This is a genomic window from Pelagibius sp. (assembly GCF_028281305.1).
Taxonomy (GTDB): domain Bacteria; phylum Pseudomonadota; class Alphaproteobacteria; order Kiloniellales; family Kiloniellaceae; genus Pelagibius.
Map to the genome: position 1 here is coordinate 122,159 of NZ_JANQKD010000108.1, position 19,274 is coordinate 141,432.

The following is a 19,274-nucleotide window of genomic DNA, read 5'->3' on the forward strand; positions in this document are numbered from 1 at the left end:
CTTCAGTGGGGCTGAAATCAATGGCTATGCCCGCACGTGCACGCCGGTCCCGCGGAGGGACCCGGAGCGAGAGATCTCGCAAAGAGGTGGTTCCGGCTTATGTGACTCGCCGGATTCCCTATCTCGAATACCTCGGGGAGGAGGGCCTGCAGCGGCTCGAGGCCCAGGCCGACTGGCTGATTCAGGACGTTGGCCTGGAGTTCCGCGATGACCCCGAGGCGCTGGAGGACTGGCGCCGCGCGGGCGCCGAAGTGACCGGAACGCGGGTCCGGGCGCCCGCCGACCTGGTGCGCGCGCTCTGCCGGACGGCGCCTTCAGAGTTTATCCAGGTGGCCCGCAATCCGGCGCGCTCGGTCCGGATCGGCGGGCGCCACCAGGTTTTCACGGCGGTTTACGGGCCGCCCTTCGTGCGCGATCTGGAGGGCGGGCGCCGCTACGGCTCCATGGCCGACTTCGAGAAGCTGGTGAAGCTGACCTACCTGCTGCCCGAGTTGCACCACGGCGGCTTCGTCGTCTGCGAGCCCTGCGACGTGCCGGTATCGAAACGGCATCTCGACATGCTCTACGCCCATATGCGCTGGAGCGACAAGCCGCACCTGGGCGCCATCACCGAGAAAAGCCGGGCGGAGGACTGTGTTGCCATGGCGCGCCTGCTGCACGGCGAGGAGACCTTTCGGTCCAACTGCGTGATCCTGGGCAACGTCAACACCAACTCGCCGCTGCTGGTGGACAAGGTGGTGACGGAATCGATCCGTGTGTACTGCGGCGCCGGTCAGGGGATCATCGTCTCCCCCTTTATTCTCGCCGGGGCCATGGGGCCGGTCTCCACCGCCGCCTCCGTTGCCCAGGCCCTGGCCGAGGCGATGATGTGCTGCGCCTACAGTCAGATCGTGCGGCCCGGCGCGCCCTTCATCTTCGGCAGCTTCCTCTCCTCCATGAGCCTCAAGTCCGGGGCGCCCACCTTCGGCATGCCGGAGCCGGTAATCTCCCACTACGTCATCGGCCAGCTTGCCCGGCGCCTCGGTCTGCCGCTGCGCAGCGGCGGTTCGCTGACGGCCTCCAAGGTCGCCGATGCCCAGGCCGCCTACGAGAGCGCGGACTCCATGCACTCGACGGCGCTGGCCGGCGCCAACTTCGTGCTGCAGTCCGCCGGCTGGCTGGAAGGCGGGCTCTGTACCGGCTTCGAAAAGCTTGTGATGGATGCCGACCGCCTGGGGGCCTATCGCCTGCTGCTCTCCGGCATGGCGGTGGACGACGAGGCCCTGGCCCGTGACGCTTACGAGGAGGTCGAACCGGCCGGGCACTTCCTGGGCTGCGCCCACACCCTGCGCAACTACCAGACCGCTTTCTACGAGCCGGCGCTGTCGGACAGCGAGAACGTGGAGAGCTGGGAGGAGCAGGGCGGTCAGGATATGGAGCGGCGCGCCTTTGCGCGCTGGAATGCGCTGCTGAAGGACTACGAAGCGCCGGCCATCGACCCGGCGGTCGACGAGGCCCTGCGGGACTACGTCGCCCGGCGCAAGCGCGACCTGCCGGATGCCTGGTATTGAAGACCCCGGCACGACCGGAAAGAAGCGAAGGAGAGCGGATCTTGGAGAGTCATGCAAAGGTGGTGATCATCGGCGGCGGCGTGGTCGGCTGTTCGATCCTGTTTCACCTCGCCAAGTTCGGCTGGAAGGATGTGATCCTGCTGGAGCGCCAGGAACTCACCTCCGGCTCTTCCTGGCACGCCGCCGGGCAGATCCACACCATCTCTTCCGATCCCAACATCTCGCGCCTGCAGGGCTACACCATCAACCTCTACAAGGAGATCGAGGAGCTCTCCGGCCAGTCCGTCGGCCTGCATGCCACCGGCGGCTTCTACCTCGCCTCCAACGAGACCTGGCACGACTACCTGAAGCGCGAGCGCTCCAAGGCGCGCACCATGGGCCTGGACCAGGAATTCATCTCGGTGGAGGAGGCGGCGCGGCGCCATCCGCTGATCGACCCCTCGCGCTACATCGCCGCGCTCTGGGATCCTCTGGACGGCGACATCGATCCCTCGGGCGTTACCCACGCCTATGCCAAGGCGGCCAAGGTCCATGGCGCGAAGGTCTACACCCATACGCCGGTTATCGAGACCAACCAGCGCCCCGACGGAACCTGGGACGTCGTGACGCCCAAGGGCACCATCAACGCCGAGCGGATCGTCAACGCTGGCGGTCTTTGGGCGCGGGAGGTTGGGCACCTTGCCGGCCTCGACCTGCCCGTCCAGCCGATGGAGCACCACTACCTCATCACCGAGGAGATTCCGGCCATCGCCGAGCGGGGCGGCGAACGCCTGCCCGCCGGCATCGACTACGAAGGCAACATGTACTTCCGCCAGGAGGGCAAGGGCATGCTGCTGGGAACTTACGAGCCGCGGGCGACGGCCTGGTCGGTAGGTGGCACACCGCTGGACTTCGGCCACGAACTGCTGGAGCCCAAGCTCGACAACATCGCCGAGCGGCTGGAACTGGGCTTCGAGCGCATTCCGGCCCTGCAGGAAGCGGGCATCAAGAACATCATCAACGGGCCCTTCACCTTCGGGCCCGACGGCAACCCGCTGATCGGTCCGGTGCCGGGCCTCCGCAACTACTGGGTCGCCGTCGGCGTCATGGCGGGCTTCTGCCAGGGCGGCGGGGTCGGCCTCTGCATGGCCGAGTGGATGATCGACGGCGAACCCTCCATCGACGTCTGGGCCATGGACGTGGCCCGCTTCGGCGACTTCGCCAGCCCGGACTGGGGCACGGTGAAGTCGACGGAGAACTACGAGCGCCGCTTCGTCATGACCTTTCCCAACGAAACCCTGCCCAAGGGCCGCGGACAGAAGACCACCGCGCTGCACGACCGCCTGATCGCCAAGGGGGCGGTGATGGACCAGAGCTTCGGCCTGGAACATGCCCTCTGGTTCGCCGACGGGCCGGAGGATGCCCACGAGGAGCCGACCTTCCGCCGCTCGCGCGCTCATAGCTACGTGGCCCGCGAGGTCCAGGCGGTGCGGGAGGCCGTGGGCTGCATCGAGATCGCCAACTTCGCCAAGCATCGTTTTCGCGGGCCTGCCGCCAGGCCTTTCCTCGACCGCCTCCTCGCCGGGCGCCTGCCGAAGCCGGGGCGGCTGTCCCTGACCCCCATGCTGACCCCCAAGGGCAAGCTTTACGGCGACCTCACAGTCGCCTGCCTGGACGACGACCATTTTTTACTTTTCGGCTCCGGCGCCATGCAGGAGGCACACCGCCGCTGGTTCGAAGCGCAGCTGCCGGAAACGGGCGTCCGCTATGAGAACCTCTCCGACAGCCTGCACGGCATCGCCCTGTCGGGCCCGCGCTCGCGCGATCTTCTCGCAAGGATCTGCCGCGACGACGTTTCGGCGCAGGCGCTGCGCTTCCGCGACATCCGCCAAACCTTTGTCGCCGGGGTGCCGGCTGTGCTCGCGCGGATCTCTTTCTCCGGCGAACTGGGCTATGAGATCTACGTGGCCCCGCCCTATCTGCTGCGCCTGTCCGAGGCGGTGGAGGAGGCCGGCAGGGACCTGGGGCTGCGCTGGTACGGCGCCCGGGCGCTCATGAGTCTGCGCCTGGAAAAGGGCTGGGGTGTCTGGACCCTGGACTACCGGCCCGACTTCACCGCAGCGGAAAGCGGTCTTGATGCCTTCATTGCCTGGGACAAGGACTTCATCGGCAAGGCCGCGGCGGAGACGGAGCGGGGCAACGGCCCGGCCCGCAGGCTGGTGACGCTGACCATCGAAACGGCCGATATCGACGTCTGTAACGACGAGGCGATCCTGCATGGCGGCGAGGCCGTGGGCTATGTCTCCTCCGGCGGCTATGCCCACCATGCCGGCCGCTCGATGGCGCTGGGTTACGTGCCGACCGAGCTGGCGGGCGACGGGCAGGCCTTGGAGGTGGAGATCAACGGCACGCTCTATCCCGCTGCGATCCAGGGCCAGCCCCTCTACGACCCCGGCGGTGCGCGCATGCGGGCCTGAGGGCAGTGGGTGCCGGTCTTGGAGGCAGCGGTCTTCGGGGCAGCGGTCTTGGGGGCAGCAGTCTTGGAGTTCAGCGGTCCGAGGGGCGGCGGTCCGGTTGACAGGGCGTGGCGTTGCGCCAATAGTGTCGGCCCTTTGCGGCTCCGTTCAAAGCCCGAGCGGCTTTGAAAAGGCTTGTATTTCAGCCCGAAGCTAAGTGAATTTGAGGAGTTGTCCCGTCCGGGCCGTCCCTGGCGACCCGGTACTTTTGGTCCTGAATTTAGGAGTTTGGTCCGTGAGCGACGCCTTGATGCCGACCTATGCGCGCGCCGACCTCGCTTTTGAGCGCGGCGAAGGCCCCTATCTCTATACGGCGGACGGGCGACGATTCCTGGACTTTGCCGCCGGTATCGCGGTCAACGCCCTGGGACACAGCCACCCGCATCTGGTCGCCGCCCTGCAGGAGCAGGCGGCCAGGCTGTGGCATGTCTCCAACCTCTACACCATTCCGGAGGGGCAGCGCCTGGCCGGGCGCCTTGCGGCCAACAGCTTTGCCGACCGCGTGTTCTTCTCCAACTCCGGTGCCGAGGCCATCGAGGGGGCGCTGAAGGTGGCCCGCCGCTACCACTATGCCGCCGGCCATCCGGAAAAGACGCGGGTCATCTCCTGCTCCGGCGCCTTTCACGGGCGCACGCTGACCGCGCTCTCGGCGGCCGCCAATCCGAAGTACCTGGACGGCTTCGGCCCGGCCTCCGAGGGCTTCGACAACGTGCCCTTCGGCAACATGAACGAACTGCGCAACGCCATCACCGAGGAAACGGCCGCCATCCTGGTGGAGCCGATCCAGGGCGAGGGCGGCATCCGCGCCGCCGATCTGGAATACCTCCGGGCGCTCCGGGCGGTCTGCGACGAGTACGGTCTGCTGCTGATCCTGGACGAGATCCAGTGCGGCATGGGCCGCACCGGCAAGCTCTTCGCCCACCAGTGGGCGGGGATCGAGCCGGATGTCATGGCGCTGGCCAAGGGCCTGGGCAGCGGCTTCCCCGTGGGCGCCATCCTGGCGACTGACAAGGCGGCTGCGGCCATGCAGCCCGGCACCCACGGCAGCACCTTCGGCGGCAACCCGCTCGCCATGGCGGTGGCCAACGCGGTGCTGGACGTGATGCTGGACGAAGGCTTTCTGGAGCGGGTCGAGGCGACCGGTCAGCAGTTGTGGGAGCGGCTCACCGAGCTTGCGGCGCGCCATCCGAAGGTGCTGAAGGGGGTGCGCGGCGCCGGCCTGATGCTCGGTTTGGAATGCGTGGTCCCCAATACCGAATTGGTCGCCAAGCTGCGCGACGAGGGCCTGTTGACGGTGGGAGCGGCTGAGAATGTCATCCGCCTGCTGCCGCCGCTGATCATCGAGGACCGCCACGTCGACGAAGCGGTCCAGGCGATCGAGCGGGCCTGTACCACCTGGGCCAAGGCGGCGTGACATGACCGTACAGACCAAAGTTCCGGCGAACAGCCCGCCGAAGCACTTCCTCGATCTCGATCGCCTGGACACGGCGGAACTCCGCGCCATGCTCGACGACGCTGCGCGCATGAAGCGCGGCGAAGCGGCCAACGGGGCAGCCAAGCCGCTGGCCGGCAAGACCCTGGCCATGATCTTTGAGAAGCCTTCGACCCGCACGCGTGTCTCCTTCGAGGTGGCGGCGCACCAGCTTGGCGGCCAGGCCGTGGTGCTGGAACCCAGCGGGACCCAGCTCGGCCGCGGCGAGACCGCCGCTGACACCGCGCGCGTCCTGTCGCGCTACGTCGATGCCATCATGATCCGCACCACCAAGGAGGAGATCCTGCTGGAAGTGGCGGAGCATGCCACGGTGCCGGTGATCAACGGCCTGACCGACGTCACCCATCCCTGCCAGCTCATGGCGGATGTCATGACCTTCGAGGAACATCTCGGCCGTATCGACGGCAAGGTGGTGGCCTGGTGCGGCGACGGCAACAACATGGCGGCCTCCTGGATCCACGCTGCCGTGCGCTTCGGGTTCGAGCTGCGCCTAGCCTGTCCGGAGCCGCTTCGGCCGCCGCAGGAGGTGCTGGACTGGGCGGCTTCGGAGGGCGGCAGGATCGTCGTCTCCTCCGATGTCGACGCGATGGTGGGCGATGCCGATGCGGTGGTGACCGACACCTGGGTTTCCATGGGCGATGACGACGGCGAAAGCCGCCACAACCTGCTGCGGTCCTACCAGGTGGATGAGCGGGTCATGGCGCTGGCCAAGCCGAATGCCATCTTCATGCATTGCCTGCCCGCCCACCGCGGCAACGAGGTGACCGCCGAAGTGATCGACGGCCCGCAGTCGGTGGTCTGGGATGAAGCGGAAAACCGCCTCCATGCGCAGAAAGGTATTCTCGCGTGGTGCCTGACCTGATGCCCGACGGCGACAGTCCGGAAACCCGCATCGACGCCGACAAGGTTCAGCCCTTCCTGCTCGAATCCTCCGACATCCGGGGGCGCCTGTTGCGGCTGGAGCAGGTCAGCAGCGAGATCCTGCGGCGCCACGACTATCCGGAGCCGGTGGCCCGCCTGCTGGCGGAGATGCTGGCGCTCTGCGGCGGGCTGTCCGCAATGCTGAAGTACGAGGGTGTCTTCACGCTGCAGGCCAGCGGCGACGGGCCGATCCGGCTCATGGTGGTCGACGTCACCGCCGAAGGGGCCATGCGCGGCTATGCCAGCTTCGACCGGGAGCGGCTTGAGAGGGTCATCGCCGAGGTGGGGCCGCTGCCGACGGTCCCGGATCTTTTCGGTAAGGGCTCGCTCGCCTTTACCGTCGACCAGGGCGTGCACAGCGAGCGCTACCAGGGCATCGTCGTGCTCGACGGCGATACCCTTGCCGACTGTCTGCAGCACTACTTCATGCAGTCCGAACAGCTTCAGAGCGGCATCGTTCTGGCCGCCGACCGGCGCGGCGGCGCCTGGGTCTCCGCCGCCCTGGTGCTGCAGCGCCTGCCGGAGGAGCACATCCACAGCATTGAGGACGCGGACGACTGGCGCCGTGCCATGGTGCTGCAGGCCAGCGTCAAGCCCGAAGAGCTGCTGGACGACCGCCTGCCGCTGAACGACCTGCTCTACCGCCTGTTCCACGAGGAAGGCGTGCGGGTTTTCGAACCGCGCCCCCTTTTCGAGGGTTGCCGCTGCTCCGGCGAGCGGCTGGAGACCGTGCTGGCGGCCATGCCGAGATCGGAGATTGAAGATCTCAAGGTCAATGGTGCGGTTGAAGTCACCTGCGAGTTCTGCACCCGGGTCTATCGCTTCGACGAAGACGATTTGGAGCGCATTTACGCGCCTTGATCCTGCCCAATTCTGCGCTTATGCCTGAACGTCCCAAGTCTTGACCATCCAGGGATTGCCGGCATGTTTGCCTTTCTGAGGCCTTTTTGTGTTTTCCTCGCGCTCGGCGGTTTTCTTACCGCCTGCGCCGTTGACGACCCGCGCAACGAGTTTGCCGACCTCACCTACAGTCACCTTGGGGAGATCCGCCTGGATGTCGGCGATGTGCGCATCGAGCAGGCCTACATCATGCCGGGCAAGGACCCCAACGTGGAGCATCGCTTCCCGGTCCGGCCACACGATGCCGCGACGCGCTGGGCGCAGGACCGGCTGGAAGCCGACGGCGACCGCCTTGTTTTCCGCTACATCGTCCGCGAGGCCTCGGTGACGGAGACGGCGCTCGCCACGCAGAGCGGGGTCAGAGGCCTGCTGACCACCGACCAGTCGGAGCGCTACGAAGCCCGCATTGTTATCGACATGCAGATTCTGGATGGCCGCCAGGTTCAGGCGACGGCGAACGCCGAGGCGCGGCGCTCCATCACCGTCCCGGAAGACATCAGCCTTAAGGAACGCGAGCAGGTCTGGTACAAGCTGACGGAAGACACCATGCAGGATCTCAACACCCAGCTTGAAGAGACCGTCCGCAGTGCCTTCTTCCCTTACATCATACTCTAGCCGTTCACGGTAGCGATGATCGGGGTCTTCGATTCCGGTCACGGCGGGCTGACGGTTCTCCGCCAGCTCATCGCGCGGCTGCCGCAGGAGTACTTCGTCTACTTCGGCGACCACGCGCATGCACCCTATGGACGGCGCGAGCCGGAGGAGATCTACCGCCTGACCCTGGAGGCTGTGGAGCGGCTGTTTCAGCACGGCTGCCGCCTGGTTCTCCTGGCCTGCAACACTGCCTCGGCCGTCGCCTTGCGCCGCATGCAGCAGGACTGGCTGTCGCAGAACGCCCCCAATCACCGTGTGCTGGGTGTCTTCGTTCCCATGGTGGAGGCGCTGACCGCGACCTCCTGGCGGGACGGGCTGCCGCTGCCGGGCCGGGTCGCCGAGGATGGCCTCGTTGCCGTCTTTGCCACCCAGCGCACCGTGCTGTCGGGGGCCTATCCCCTGGAGATCTCCCTGCGCGCACCGCAGCTGCGCGTCGTCGCCCAGGCCTGCCCTCAGCTCGTCGCGGCGATTGAGGGCCAGGAACCGCAGACGCGCCTGAAGTCCATGGTTACGGGCTACGTTGCCGAGATGCTGGCGAAGACCGGCGGCGCCGTCCCGGGGGCCGCCGTGCTGGGCTGCACCCACTACCCTCTGGTGGCCGAGCATTTCGCCGAGGCGTTGCCGGAGACGACGCGGCTGATGGACCAGCCGGGCATCGTGGCCGCCAGCCTGGCCGACTATCTGGAGCGGCATCCCCGCTTCGCTGCCACGCCCGGGAGCCTGAGCGGCGCGCGCTTCCTGACATCAGGCGATCCTCAGACAGTGTCGGCCTTCGCCAGCCGCTTTTTCGGGGCGGAGGTCGCCTTCCACTCGGCCAAGGAACTCGACAGGATTTAAGCGGCGCCTGCTCCCGCTGTTCGCTTCAAGCCATCAGCTTTAGCGGATCAACTCCGCGCCCAGTCGCAGAGCTTCAGAAGGAAGGCCTCGCAGGCGGCCACCTGTTCCAGGGCGATGAACTCGTTGGCCTGATGGGCCTGATCGATGGAGCCGGGGCCGAAGACGACGGTCGACAGGCCGGCGGCCTGGAACAGCCCGCCCTCGGTACCGAAGGAAACGACGGCGCTGTCGTTGGCGCCGGTCAGGCGGCGCACCAGGCTTTCTGCTGCCCCGTCCTTTTCCGGCGCCAGCGGCAGCACGGTGGCCGGACGCCGTATCTCGATGCTGGCATGGGGTGCGAACTCCTGCAGCTCCGGCAGGACCTCCGCCATGGCGAAGCGTTCGACCTCGGCGATGATCGCATCCGTGTCCTCGCCGGGAACGGGCCGGAACTCCCAGGTGAAGCGGCAGTCCTGCGCGACGATGTTGATCGCCTTGCCGCCGTTGATCTCGCCCATGTTGAAGGTGGTATAAGGCGGATCGAAGGGGTTCTCGGGGTCCGCGGCGGCGCGCTTCTCCGCGGCCAGGCCGGCGATGTGGGCTATGATCTTTCCGGCCGCCATGATGGCGTTGGCGCCGAGCTGCGGCAGGCTGGAGTGGGCTGCCTGCCCCGTGATCTCGGTCTCGAAAAGAAAGCAGCCCTTGTGGCCGTTGACGATCTGCATGGAGGTGGGTTCGCCGACGATCACCAGCGCCGGGTCCGGCAGCTGGCGCGAGACTGTGTCGATCAGCGAAGCCACACCGGTGCAGCCGACCTCCTCGTCATAGGAGAAGGCGAGATGGATCGGCTTGGCGAGCGGCTGCGCGGCGATCTCCGGGACCAGCCCCAGCGCGATGGCCAGGAAGCTCTTCATGTCAGCAGTGCCGCGCCCGTAGAGCCGCCCGTCCTTTTCGACGACTGTAAAAGGGTCGGTGTCCCAGGGCTGCCCGTCGACCGGCACCACGTCGCTGTGGCCGGAAAGCACGACGCCGCCGGGCTGGTCGGGCCCCAGGCTCGCCAGCAGGTTTGCCTTGGTGCCCTCGGCGTTCACGATGCGCCGGCAGCGTGCACCCTGGCTTTCCAGGTAGTCCTGCACGAAGTCGATCAGCGCCAGGTTGGACTTGGCGGAGACGGTATCGAAACCGACGAGGCGCTCGATCATTTCACGGGAGGAGGATCGGATCATGGCTGCGCTCCTAGCCGCGCCAGAAAGCAGGGGCCAGCAGGATCAGCACCGTGAAGAGCTCCAGGCGCCCCAGCAGCATGCCGATGGACAGCAGCAGCTTGGCGCTGTCCGGCAGTGTCGCATAGGTGCCCGCCGGGCCGATCACGTCGCCCAGGCCGGGCCCGACGTTGGCAATGGCCGAGGCGGCGCCGGAGACCGCGGTGATGAAATCCAGCCCGGTCATGCCCAGCCCGATGGCCAGGAGCGCGAAGCAGGTGACGAAGAGAAAGAAGAAGGACATGACCGAGGCCGCCACGGCCTCGGGGATCGGCTTCTTGTTGTAGTAGGCGAAGAACACGCCGTTGGGCTGCATCAGCCGTTGCAGCTGTGCCTTGGCTGTTGAGTAGAGGACCTGGAGCCGGAAGATCTTGACCCCGCAGGTGGTCGAGCCCGCGCAGCCGCCGACGAACATCAGCACGAACATCAGCGAAAGCGCAAAGCTGCCCCAGGCATTGTAGTCGGCGGTGGAAAAGCCGCTGCCGGTCATCACTGAAATGATGTTGAAGGTCGCGTAACGCAGGGCCGGGAGCGGCTCCATCAGCGACTGAAGGACCAGCCAGATCGCCGTCAGCCCGATGGCCGCTGCGAGGATGATGAGAAACCAGCGCACCTGGGTGTCGGCGAAGACCGGCCTGAGGTCGCCGCGGATGACCCGCAGATAGAGCACGAAGGGAATCGACCCCAGCACCATGACGATGCTCATGGTCCAGTCCACCGCGGGGTTGGCGAAGTGGCCGACGGAGGCGTCGTAGGTGGAGAAGCCGCCGGTGGCGATGGAAGTCATGGCATGGGCGACGGCATCGAAGGTGGACATGCCGACAGACCAGAACATGATCGCCGCGACGGCGGTCAGAAAGACATAGATGATCGAGATGCCGCCGGCGATCTGGGCCGCGCGCGGCAGCACCTTGTCGGTATCGAAGGCCTCGACGCGGAACATCTGCATACCGCCGACCTGCAGCACGGGCAGAATGGCGACGGCCATGACGATGATGCCGATGCCGCCCAGCCACTGCAGGATGGCGCGCCAGAGAAGGATTCCCGGCGGTGCGAAATCGAGCCCGACGATCACCGTGGCGCCTGTGGTGGTGACCCCGGACATCGACTCGAAAAAGGAATCGGTGAAGCTCAGCTCCAGCTCGGAAAAGGTGAAGGGCAGGGCGCCGAAGACCGCGATGACAATCCAGGCCAGGTTGGTCATGACGAAGGCCTGGCGCAGCGAGAAGTTGCCGAGGCGCGAGCGCGTCGTCAGCATCATCGACACGCCGATGAACAGCGTGACGGCGGCGGCCTTGGAAAACACCAGCCAGTCCGGGTGTCCCACCGCCGCGTCGACCACCGCCGGGATCACCATGGCGATGGCCAGAACGGTGATCAGAATGCCGTTGATGAAAAGAACCGGCCGCAGCTCGATCATGGCCGCAGTCTTCCTGCTGCGCACGGCGGCGGTTGGCTGCCGCTTGCCCCGGGCGCCCGCAAGACTCTGTTGAAGACCTGCATCATATCAGACAAGGGAATCGATCAAGGGGTTCGGCGTTGGGGCGGGCTAGCGGGCACGGCCGCTCGGCGCGGGGTTGCCGACCAGGGCGAGAAACTCGCGCCGGTCCCCGCGTTCCGGGTCGCCCCTGCTCCAGCGGATCAGCGTCTCGCCGGCCTTCAAGGTTTCCTGCCGGCACGGCTGCTGGCCGGCGGCAAAGGGCGTTATTGTGTGGCTTTCCTCCACGCGCCTGTCTTCCCCTCTTTGTTCTCTCCCACGCCTGCCCGCACCCCCCGGCGGCAGCCGGCACAGGACCCGGCAGCGTCAGTTGAGTTGCACGGGCTGGTGGGGGCTGTCCAGCGAAAAGGCCGGAATATCAACGTCGAAGCGCCTGCCGTCGGCGCCTTCCATCTCGTAGGTGCCAACCATAATGCCGGAGGGCGTGGAAAGCGGTGTGCCGCTGGTGTACTCGAAGCTCTCGCCCGGCTGCAGGGTCGGCTGTTCGCCCACCACGCCAGCGCCGTGCACCTCCTGCACCCGCCCCATGGAATCGGTGATGCGCCAGTAGCGGTTCAGCAACTGGACGGTTTCCGGCCCGGTGTTCTCAATCGTCACCTGATAGGCCCAGACATAGTGTCCTTCGGTGGGCGAGGACTGTTCGTCTAGGTATATCGGCTTGACCGTCACGCTGATCGAGTGGGTGGTCGCGCTGTACATGATCTCTGCGGGTCCCTTGTTCGCCGGCAGCCCCCTCTCGCGGGGAGCCTCTGCCAAAGCGTGAAACGGCATCACCGACCCTGCCAGCCCCTGGCGGATCGCTAAGGCGGGCGCCGCCCGGCAACACCTGAACCTCCGCAGTCTACGCTCTGAAGCGTTGACAAGAAAGGGTCGGCAGTACCCTATCGCACCGCCGACCCCGATAAGGTGTAAAGTCTTGTTATTGCGGGATAATTTCCACTCGCCGGTTGGCCTGTTCGCGAACCCCGTCGGCGGTGGGAACGGCCGGCTCTGCCTCGCCACGGCCGGCCACGAAGATGCCGTCGAGATCGAAGCCGCGGCCGGTCAAGGCGTCCCGCACCGCGTCGGCCCGGCGCAGCGAGAGATCGAGGTTGTAGTCCTCCGATCCGGCGCGGTCGGCGTGGCCGGTTACGGAGAACTCGCTGAAGCCGCCGCTGCCTGCCGCGGCAATGGCTTCGTCGATCACCGTGGCGCCGGCCGGGGTGATGACATCGCTGTCGAAGTCGAAGAACAGCACGAAGGTCTGCGGCGCGACCGGCGCAGGCGGTGGTGTCGGGGCCGGGGCTGCCGGGGGCGGCGCCTCTGCCATCGCGCCGTCCAGCCTGTCCAGGGCGGCATAGAATTCGTCGCGGCAGCGGGCGATGTGGTCAAGCTGATGGCCCTCTTCCTGCTGTTCCAGCCAGCAGTCGAAGCGCGTCTGGGCGATGGCGGCGTCCTCGGGCGCCTTGGTTCTGGCGCTGGCGTCCAGCAGGCTGACGAGGCGCGCCCGGCCGTCGGAGAACTCCGGAACCATGGACTCAGGAATACGCCAGTCGCCGACGGCTTCCGGCTGCACCTCGCTGCCTTCCGCGGCCATGAGACCTTTCCTGGCATAGAGATCGGCGGAGTGCCAGTCGACCATCTCGTCGGCCTCGAACTCGGTCAGGTCGCGGTACTCCGCGGTCAGGGCTGTTGTAAAGGGGGTGCCGGTCGCTTCCGCCGTGCGCATCCTGTCGACGTTGTAGCCGGCGACACAGCCACTGACCGCGATGGTCAGCACCCCAAAAGCCAAAACTCGCATGAAGATCATTCTTGAACATCTCCCTCTCATCGAATGCGGATCCGCCACCCGGTCGTGATGGCAAAGGCAGGTGAGAGTTGTGATCTTTGTGGACGACCCACCCCGTTGCCCACCCCGTTGGCCCCCGCCGGGCAGCCACCCCCGGAGCCCGAACCGTTGCTGCTTAAGACCGCTGGTCTGAGAAGTTATTCCGGAAAGGCGCCGCGGCGGCAGCGGGTCGGCGTCTGCAGGGCAGCCTTAACCGAGATGGGCGGTGCGGCGTGCCATGACCTGGCCCCCCGCATCGATCTCCAGGACCGGACCGCCGGCATCGGCTGCATCCGCGGGATCGTGGGTGACCAGCAGAGTGGGCAGGGACTGGGCGCGGGCGTGCTCGAAGACGAAGGAGCGGAAGCGGGCGCGCAGGGCCACGTCCAGCTTGGCAAAGGGTTCGTCCAACAGCAGGGCGCAGGGTTCCGACAGCAGCGTCCTTAGAAGGGCGATGCGCGCCCGCTGGCCGCCGGAGAGGGTTTCCGGATCGCGGTCGTAGAAGGCGCTCATGTCCGCTTCCGCCAGCGCCTCTTCGATGCGCGCGCGCCGGGCTTTGCGGTCGCGGATTTCGGGCGGCAGACCGAAGGCCAGATTGCCGGCCACCGAGAGATGGGGAAAGAGAAGATCGTCCTGGAACAGGATCCCGATACGGCGCTCCTCGGGCGGGCGGCTGGCCAGCTCCTCACCGTTCAGTAGAATGCGTCCGCTGCCCGTAAGCGCCGGGTCCAGGGTGCCGCAGACGAAGGCCAGCAGGCTCGACTTGCCACAGCCGCTGGGCCCCATCACCGTAACCACCTCGCCGGGCGCCACGGTCAGGCTGAGCGGGCCCAGGAACCGTCCGCCGCCATGGGCCAGGTCGACCTGGCGCAACGCCAGGCCGTAGTCCTTGGTGACCGAGATGACGGTCATGCCCGCTGCTCCCGTAGGATGCGGGTGCGGGCCAGGCGCCGCGGCAGGGCCAAAGCAGCGGCAAAGGCGATCAACGGCAAGGCGGCCTGAAGAAAAGCAAAGACGCCCATCACGCGGCGGTCTCCCCCGGCAGAGAGGCTGACGGCTTCCGTCGTCAGGGTAACGAAGCGGCCCGCCCCGGCAAAGAGCGTCGGCAGGTACTGGGTCACGCTGACGGCAAAGCCTACCGCCGCGGCGAAGAGCACCGGGCGCAGCAGCATGGGCAGCTTGACGCGCCAGAACACCCGGTTGGGGCTGGCCCCCAGGCAGAGCGCGGTGCGGCTGTAGCGTTCGTCGAGGGCGCGGTAATGATCGGCGAGCGATAGAAACACATAAGGCAGTACGAAGAGCAGGTGGCTCCAGACCAGGGCGACCCAGGTGCCGTCGATGCCGATCTGGATCGACAATACCTGGCTGCCGAACAGAAAGGCCACCTGGGGCACCAGCAGGGGGACGTAGAGCAGCCAGAGCGCCCGGGTGGAGATGGTCAGGCCGCGCCGCTTCTCGTTCTCGAGGCAGCCGAGGACCAGCGCGACAGCGATGAAGGCGGCAGCGAGGCCGCTGATCAGGGTGGTGCCGGTGATCCACAGCAGGTCGTGGCCCTGGCGCGCCCAGATATCGGTGCTGAACACAGAGGGCAGCGCATCGGGATAGCGCCAGCGGCGGGTTACCGACCACAGCGCCATGGCCAGCAGGCCCGCTGCCGCCATCGCCACCAGGAGCTGCACCAGCGCCGTCGTTGCGGCCCGCAGAACCCGGCCCTTGCCGCCACGCCGCCCGCCGGCGATCCACAGGCGGCCCAGGCGGGCGACCAGGATCTCGCCGAGGCGCCAAAGGGCGATCGCGCCGACCACCAGCAACAGCTGCAGCACCGCCCCCGCAGCAGCGACGAAGCGCATGGTCAGATCCGGATCGTTGAACCAGCGGAGAACCTGGACCGCCAGGGGCGGGGGTGACAGCGGCGCCAGGATCAGCGCCATGTCCACCACCGAAAGCGAATAGGCCAGCACGGCGTAGACAGGCAGGCGGATCCGTCGGTAGACCGCGGGCAGCACGGTCTTCAGCCAGGCCATGACCGGCCCGTAGCCCAGGGAGCGGGCGATCGCCAGACGTTCCTCGGCGCGGCTGTGCTCCAGTGCCGCCAGGGTCATCAGCAAGAGGAACGGCAGTTCCTTCATCACCAGCCCCAGGGTCAGGGCCAGGGCGTTGGGGTCCTGCACCGTGGCCACGTCGGGCGGCAGGTCCCAGCCGGTGGCCCAGGGCGAGACCAGCCGCACCAGCCAGCCGCTGGGTGCGATGAGAAAGGCGAGCCCCAGCGCCATGGCTGCGTGGGGCACGGCCAGCAGCGGGGCCATCAGGCCGCGGATCGCCAGAGTGATGCGCCCGCCGTGGCAGGCGGCCAGAAAGAACACGGTCAGCGAGAAGGAGATGACCGTCGCCAGCAGGCCGGACACCAGGGTCAGGCGCAGCGACTCGCGGAGGCCCGGATGATCGAACAGCATCACCCAGGGTTCGAGCGTGAAGCTATGGCCGCCCAGGGTCGGAAAGTAGCCGAAGGCCGGCAGCCAGGTGCCGATCAGCCCGGCCGCCACCGGCGTCAGGAAGAGCAGCAGGGTCGCGCCCGGCAGATAGGCGAGAAGATCGCGGCGGGTCATGCTGTCGTGCCCGGCGGTATGGCTTCCGAGGCTATTCGCGCAACCGGCGCTGTGCGCCTGCCTAGCGGGCGTAGCGGCGCTGCCATTCCGCTTCGATGCGCACCATCCAGGAGGGATGCGGCTCCAACAGGGTCGGCCCTAGATCCTCCGGCGCGAGGGTCGCCACGCCGGCAGGCAGGTCCTCGAAACGTTTGCGCTCGGCGGGGTCGAGCTTGGCCATGGCCAGAACCGTATCGTCGCCCCAGACCTCCGGGTTCTGTTTCTCGGCCTGCGCCTCCGCGCTCATCAGAAAGTTCGCGACGACCAGCGCTCCTTCGGCGGCGCTGGCGTTGAAGGGGATCGCGACGAAGTGGGTATTGCCGATGGTGCCGCGGTCCAGCACGAAGGTGCGGGCCGTTTCCGGCAGCAGGCCGTTGGCGATGGCCGACGACGCTTCCGAGGGATAGAACGAAAGGGTGATGTCGACCTCGCCGTCGTCGAGCAGCTGACGCTGGGCGGGGCCGCTGGCGGGGAAAGTCTCGCCGCCGCGCCAGAGATGGGGGTGCAGGGCGTCGAGGAACTCCCACAGCGGCCGCGCAACCTGTTCGACCTGGGAGTCGTCGACCACCGCCTGCTGCAGAAAGGCCGGATCGGGCGCCAGTTCGATCAGCACCTGCTTCAGGAAGGTGCTGCCCAGAAAGTCCGGCGGCGTCGGATAGGTAAACCGCCCGGGATTGGCGCGCGCCCAGTCGAGCAGGGCCGGGATGGAGCCCGGCGTCTCGGCGACGCGGGCCGAATCGTAGATGAAGTTCAGCTTCGCCATGCCCCAGGGCGCCTCCAGCCCCTCGGTCGGCACGGTGAAGTCCACCAGGGTCGACGGCTTGTCCTCGAAGTCGACCAGTTGGAAGTTCGGCAGCGCCTCGGTGAAGGGCCCGTACAGCAGGGCATTGTCCTTCATGGTGGCGAAGTTCTCGCCGTTGATCCAGATGAGGTCGATGGAGCCGTCTGCGGTCTTGCCCGCCGCGCGCTCCGCCAGGACGCGGGAGACCGCATCGGCGGTATCGGCCAGTTTCACGTGGCGCAGCATGACGCCGTAGTCGTCCCAGACCCGCTCGCCGACCCAGGCGATATAGGCATTGATCCGCTCGTCGCCGCCCCAGGCATTCCAATAGACCGTCTGGCCGTTGGCGGCGTCGGCGATCTCCGCCCAGGGGCGCTGCTCGGCGGCGGCGGCGTCCTTGCCCGCCAGGCCCAGGGATGTGGCCAGGGCGGCGGCCAAAAGCGGCAGGAGCGCAATCCGGCGGCGCATATGCTGATCTCCTATCGTTGCTCGGGTCCCATCTTGCGCCCTGGGTTCGGCCGATGCCAGGGCTGCGCGGGCCGGGATGGCTGCCCCCGCCAGGGCCAAGGGCCCGGGGAAAGGATCGGGCCGTCTCGTCCCTTGGCTTAGATGGGGGCAGCCTACAGGCGCGCCCAGGCCCTGTCATCCGTCAGGGGTTGATGATCACAGGGCTTTTATTGGATGGTCCGGTTTCGTGAACCGTTACGCAGACCCGGTTTCCGGGGTGGCTTTTTCGGCGGGCTCCGGTCAGCGGGTCCTCATCGGCGGTCCCTCTTCGGCGATCCCTCTTCGGCAGCCCCTACGCGGCAGCCCCTACTCGGCCGAGGGAAAGCCCGCGCGCATATAGGCGACGACCCGCCAGATGTCGTCTTCCTGAAGCGTGTCCTTATAGGCCGGCATGGCGGTGCCGAAGGCGCTGCCCCCTTCGGCGATCGACCACAGCAGGTATTCGTCCACCGCGCCCTGCCGGTCCATGAGCTGACCCAGCAGCGCCGGGGAGGGCAGCAGGTCGAGCCCCGCGTCCCCGTCGCCGCGGCCTTTCGCCCCGTGGCAGTCGGCGCAGTTCGCCTGGTAGACCGCGCCGCCCGCGGCAATGGTACCCGGACTGGCGGGAAAGGGACTGCGGCGGCTGCGGTACTCGAGCGGGACGCCGGCCTGAATGAATTCGCGGTGGCGCGCGGCCCGGTCCTCCAGCTTCGGCGGGCTGTTTTCCAGGTCCCATTCCGGCAGCCGGTCGATCTCGACGTTCCAGGGGTCCAGGCCGGGGATGATCGTCAGCCGGTCCTCCGGGTCCGCCGCACCGCCCTGGGCCAGGGCTGCCGGCAGGGTGGCGGCCAGCAGCGCGGTCATGGCGGTCGCGGTGAGGGCGGCGCGCAGCGGGAAGGGGCGTAGTGAAGGCATAAGGGCGGCTCCCCTTGGCGGTCTCTGACCTCAGGGGTAGCGGCCACACCTTGGCGCGGCCATGACCCAGGTCAAGAAGCGCGAGCGTCTTTAGGTTCCCCTGATACCAACTGCCCGCGCAGCATCTCGACGATCGCCAGCGCCTTGATTCCAGTGAAAGAACAACTTTACCGCTGCGTTTGAGTGAGCAACCATTGCGCGTATGAAGTTCCGGCAGCTAGAGCTTATTGCGATCTGTCGAGACTTCGGTCGTGAACCTTCTTCTAGGTCTACAATCTTGGTAAGTACGGACCGCAAACTCATCGACAACAACGGGCGCCGATTGGTCCTGCTTTTATTGCTCATCGGAATGGTCTTGTCGCTCGCGATTGGCGGCTCAGGGGGAATAAGCAGGCATAGCCTGCCGCCTTATCATTTAGAGGTCAGCTATCATCCGGCGCATATTGTATCTTGGCTCTTTGGCACGGCAGCATTCTTTCTCCCTAGAGTTATCGGACCGTTGCAGACAAACCAGGAAAGGCCCGCCGGGATCATTCGGCGCTACTTCGCCCTCAACATCGACTGCTTTGTTTGTTTCGTGCTGCTTATGATGCCTTTCGTAATGCTCGCGTTGTTGCTGGAAGGTTTAGGGGCGCCTTCTCTCGGCCCGATGCCGGAGGCATTGGCCCGCCGGCCTCATGCCTTGATGACGATGCTCTTCTTTCCAGGCGGCGTTGTCGCGTGGCTCTGTGCCTATTGCTGGCCAGCGGCGGCGGGTCGGCAGTCGGCAGGGGATCTGTTGATGGGGATTGAGCAGCGGTGGCCCGAGCGTCCAAGCTTGCTGAGGTCGATTGGCCACACTCTCCTAGGGTTTCTGACTTTGTCCTTGTTCTTCATCGGCCTCTTCGTCGCTTTGGTGCGCGAAGACCGACGGATGTGGCATGACCTAGTGTTCAATACCCGGAACGTTCGATAGGTTCCGACGCTACTGGGCATCGTGGAAGATGATGCCGGCGGCGAAGCGTTCGCCGGCGTGGATCCGGCTGACGCCGTGGCGCAGCTTCACCCGGTGG

General features: G+C 66.8%; 18 protein-coding genes. 8 read left to right on the forward strand and 10 right to left on the reverse strand.

Annotated elements, in window-relative coordinates:
- The first annotated feature begins 26 nt into the window (after positions 1 to 26).
- From Q0982_RS20665 to murI, 7 genes are all read left to right on the forward strand, one after another.
- Positions 27 to 1,550: a trimethylamine methyltransferase family protein gene (locus tag Q0982_RS20665; RefSeq protein WP_299399192.1), complete on the forward strand. Its 1,524-nt coding sequence runs from the start codon at positions 27 to 29 to the stop codon at positions 1,548 to 1,550.
- 41 nt (positions 1,551 to 1,591) lie between these two features.
- Positions 1,592 to 4,006, forward strand: a complete 2,415-nt coding sequence (locus Q0982_RS20670; protein WP_299399194.1) for an FAD-dependent oxidoreductase — start codon at positions 1,592 to 1,594, stop codon at positions 4,004 to 4,006.
- 274 nt (positions 4,007 to 4,280) lie between these two features.
- On the forward strand, positions 4,281 to 5,459 hold the full coding sequence (locus Q0982_RS20675; protein ID WP_299399195.1) for an aspartate aminotransferase family protein: 1,179 nt from the start codon (positions 4,281 to 4,283) through the stop codon (positions 5,457 to 5,459).
- 1 nt (position 5,460) lies between these two features.
- Complete coding sequence (gene argF / locus Q0982_RS20680; RefSeq protein WP_299399197.1) at positions 5,461 to 6,399, forward strand: ornithine carbamoyltransferase; 939 nt, start codon at positions 5,461 to 5,463, stop codon at positions 6,397 to 6,399.
- Positions 6,384 to 7,319 carry an Hsp33 family molecular chaperone HslO gene (locus Q0982_RS20685; RefSeq protein ID WP_299399199.1) on the forward strand — a complete coding sequence of 312 codons (936 nt, stop codon included), beginning with the start codon at positions 6,384 to 6,386 and terminating at the stop codon, positions 7,317 to 7,319. The genes argF and Q0982_RS20685 overlap by 16 nt, the downstream gene beginning before the upstream one ends.
- A 63-nt stretch (positions 7,320 to 7,382) precedes the next feature.
- Positions 7,383 to 7,973 (forward strand): hypothetical protein, encoded by a 591-nt coding sequence (locus Q0982_RS20690; protein ID WP_299399202.1) that lies wholly within the window; start codon positions 7,383 to 7,385, stop codon positions 7,971 to 7,973.
- Positions 7,974 to 7,988: 15 nt separating this feature from the next.
- On the forward strand, positions 7,989 to 8,849 hold the full coding sequence (murI, locus tag Q0982_RS20695; protein WP_299399205.1) for a glutamate racemase: 861 nt from the start codon (positions 7,989 to 7,991) through the stop codon (positions 8,847 to 8,849).
- A 47-nt stretch (positions 8,850 to 8,896) separates the two neighbouring features.
- Here the strand turns inward: murI and argE are convergent, their stop codons facing one another.
- From argE to Q0982_RS20740, 9 genes are all read right to left on the reverse strand, one after another.
- Entirely contained in the window at positions 8,897 to 10,054 is a 1,158-nt protein-coding gene (argE, locus tag Q0982_RS20700) for an acetylornithine deacetylase (RefSeq protein ID WP_299399207.1), read from the reverse strand.
- Between the two features lie 10 nt (positions 10,055 to 10,064).
- Positions 10,065 to 11,510 carry a TrkH family potassium uptake protein gene (locus tag Q0982_RS20705; protein ID WP_299399210.1) on the reverse strand — a complete coding sequence of 482 codons (1,446 nt, stop codon included), beginning with the start codon at positions 11,508 to 11,510 and terminating at the stop codon, positions 10,065 to 10,067.
- 129 nt (positions 11,511 to 11,639) lie between these two features.
- On the reverse strand, positions 11,640 to 11,816 hold the full coding sequence (locus Q0982_RS20710; RefSeq protein WP_299399212.1) for a hypothetical protein: 177 nt from the start codon (positions 11,814 to 11,816) through the stop codon (positions 11,640 to 11,642).
- Positions 11,817 to 11,894: 78 nt separating this feature from the next.
- Positions 11,895 to 12,287 (reverse strand): Co2+/Mg2+ efflux protein ApaG, encoded by a 393-nt coding sequence (apaG, locus tag Q0982_RS20715; protein ID WP_299399215.1) that lies wholly within the window; start codon positions 12,285 to 12,287, stop codon positions 11,895 to 11,897.
- Positions 12,288 to 12,507: 220 nt separating this feature from the next.
- Positions 12,508 to 13,377, reverse strand: a complete 870-nt coding sequence (locus tag Q0982_RS20720; protein WP_299399217.1) for an OmpA family protein — start codon at positions 13,375 to 13,377, stop codon at positions 12,508 to 12,510.
- Positions 13,378 to 13,605: 228 nt separating this feature from the next.
- A complete protein-coding gene (locus Q0982_RS20725; protein WP_299399220.1) occupies positions 13,606 to 14,307 on the reverse strand; it encodes an ATP-binding cassette domain-containing protein in 702 nt (233 codons plus the stop codon).
- Complete coding sequence (locus Q0982_RS20730; RefSeq protein WP_299399222.1) at positions 14,304 to 16,001, reverse strand: ABC transporter permease; 1,698 nt, start codon at positions 15,999 to 16,001, stop codon at positions 14,304 to 14,306. The genes Q0982_RS20725 and Q0982_RS20730 overlap by 4 nt, the downstream gene beginning before the upstream one ends.
- 61 nt (positions 16,002 to 16,062) lie before the next feature.
- A complete protein-coding gene (locus Q0982_RS20735; protein WP_299399225.1) occupies positions 16,063 to 17,289 on the reverse strand; it encodes an ABC transporter substrate-binding protein in 1,227 nt (408 codons plus the stop codon).
- A gap of 345 nt (positions 17,290 to 17,634) precedes the next feature.
- On the reverse strand, positions 17,635 to 18,222 hold the full coding sequence (locus Q0982_RS20740; RefSeq protein WP_299399227.1) for a cytochrome c: 588 nt from the start codon (positions 18,220 to 18,222) through the stop codon (positions 17,635 to 17,637).
- A 202-nt stretch (positions 18,223 to 18,424) separates the two neighbouring features.
- Between Q0982_RS20740 and Q0982_RS20745 the strand changes: the two genes are divergently transcribed.
- Complete coding sequence (locus tag Q0982_RS20745; protein WP_299399230.1) at positions 18,425 to 19,177, forward strand: RDD family protein; 753 nt, start codon at positions 18,425 to 18,427, stop codon at positions 19,175 to 19,177.
- Between the two features lie 9 nt (positions 19,178 to 19,186).
- Here Q0982_RS20745 and Q0982_RS23870 read toward each other — a convergent pair whose 3' ends face one another.
- Positions 19,187 to 19,267, reverse strand: a complete 81-nt coding sequence (locus tag Q0982_RS23870; RefSeq protein ID WP_299399242.1) for a 2OG-Fe(II) oxygenase — start codon at positions 19,265 to 19,267, stop codon at positions 19,187 to 19,189.
- Between the last annotated feature and the right edge of the window lie 7 nt (positions 19,268 to 19,274).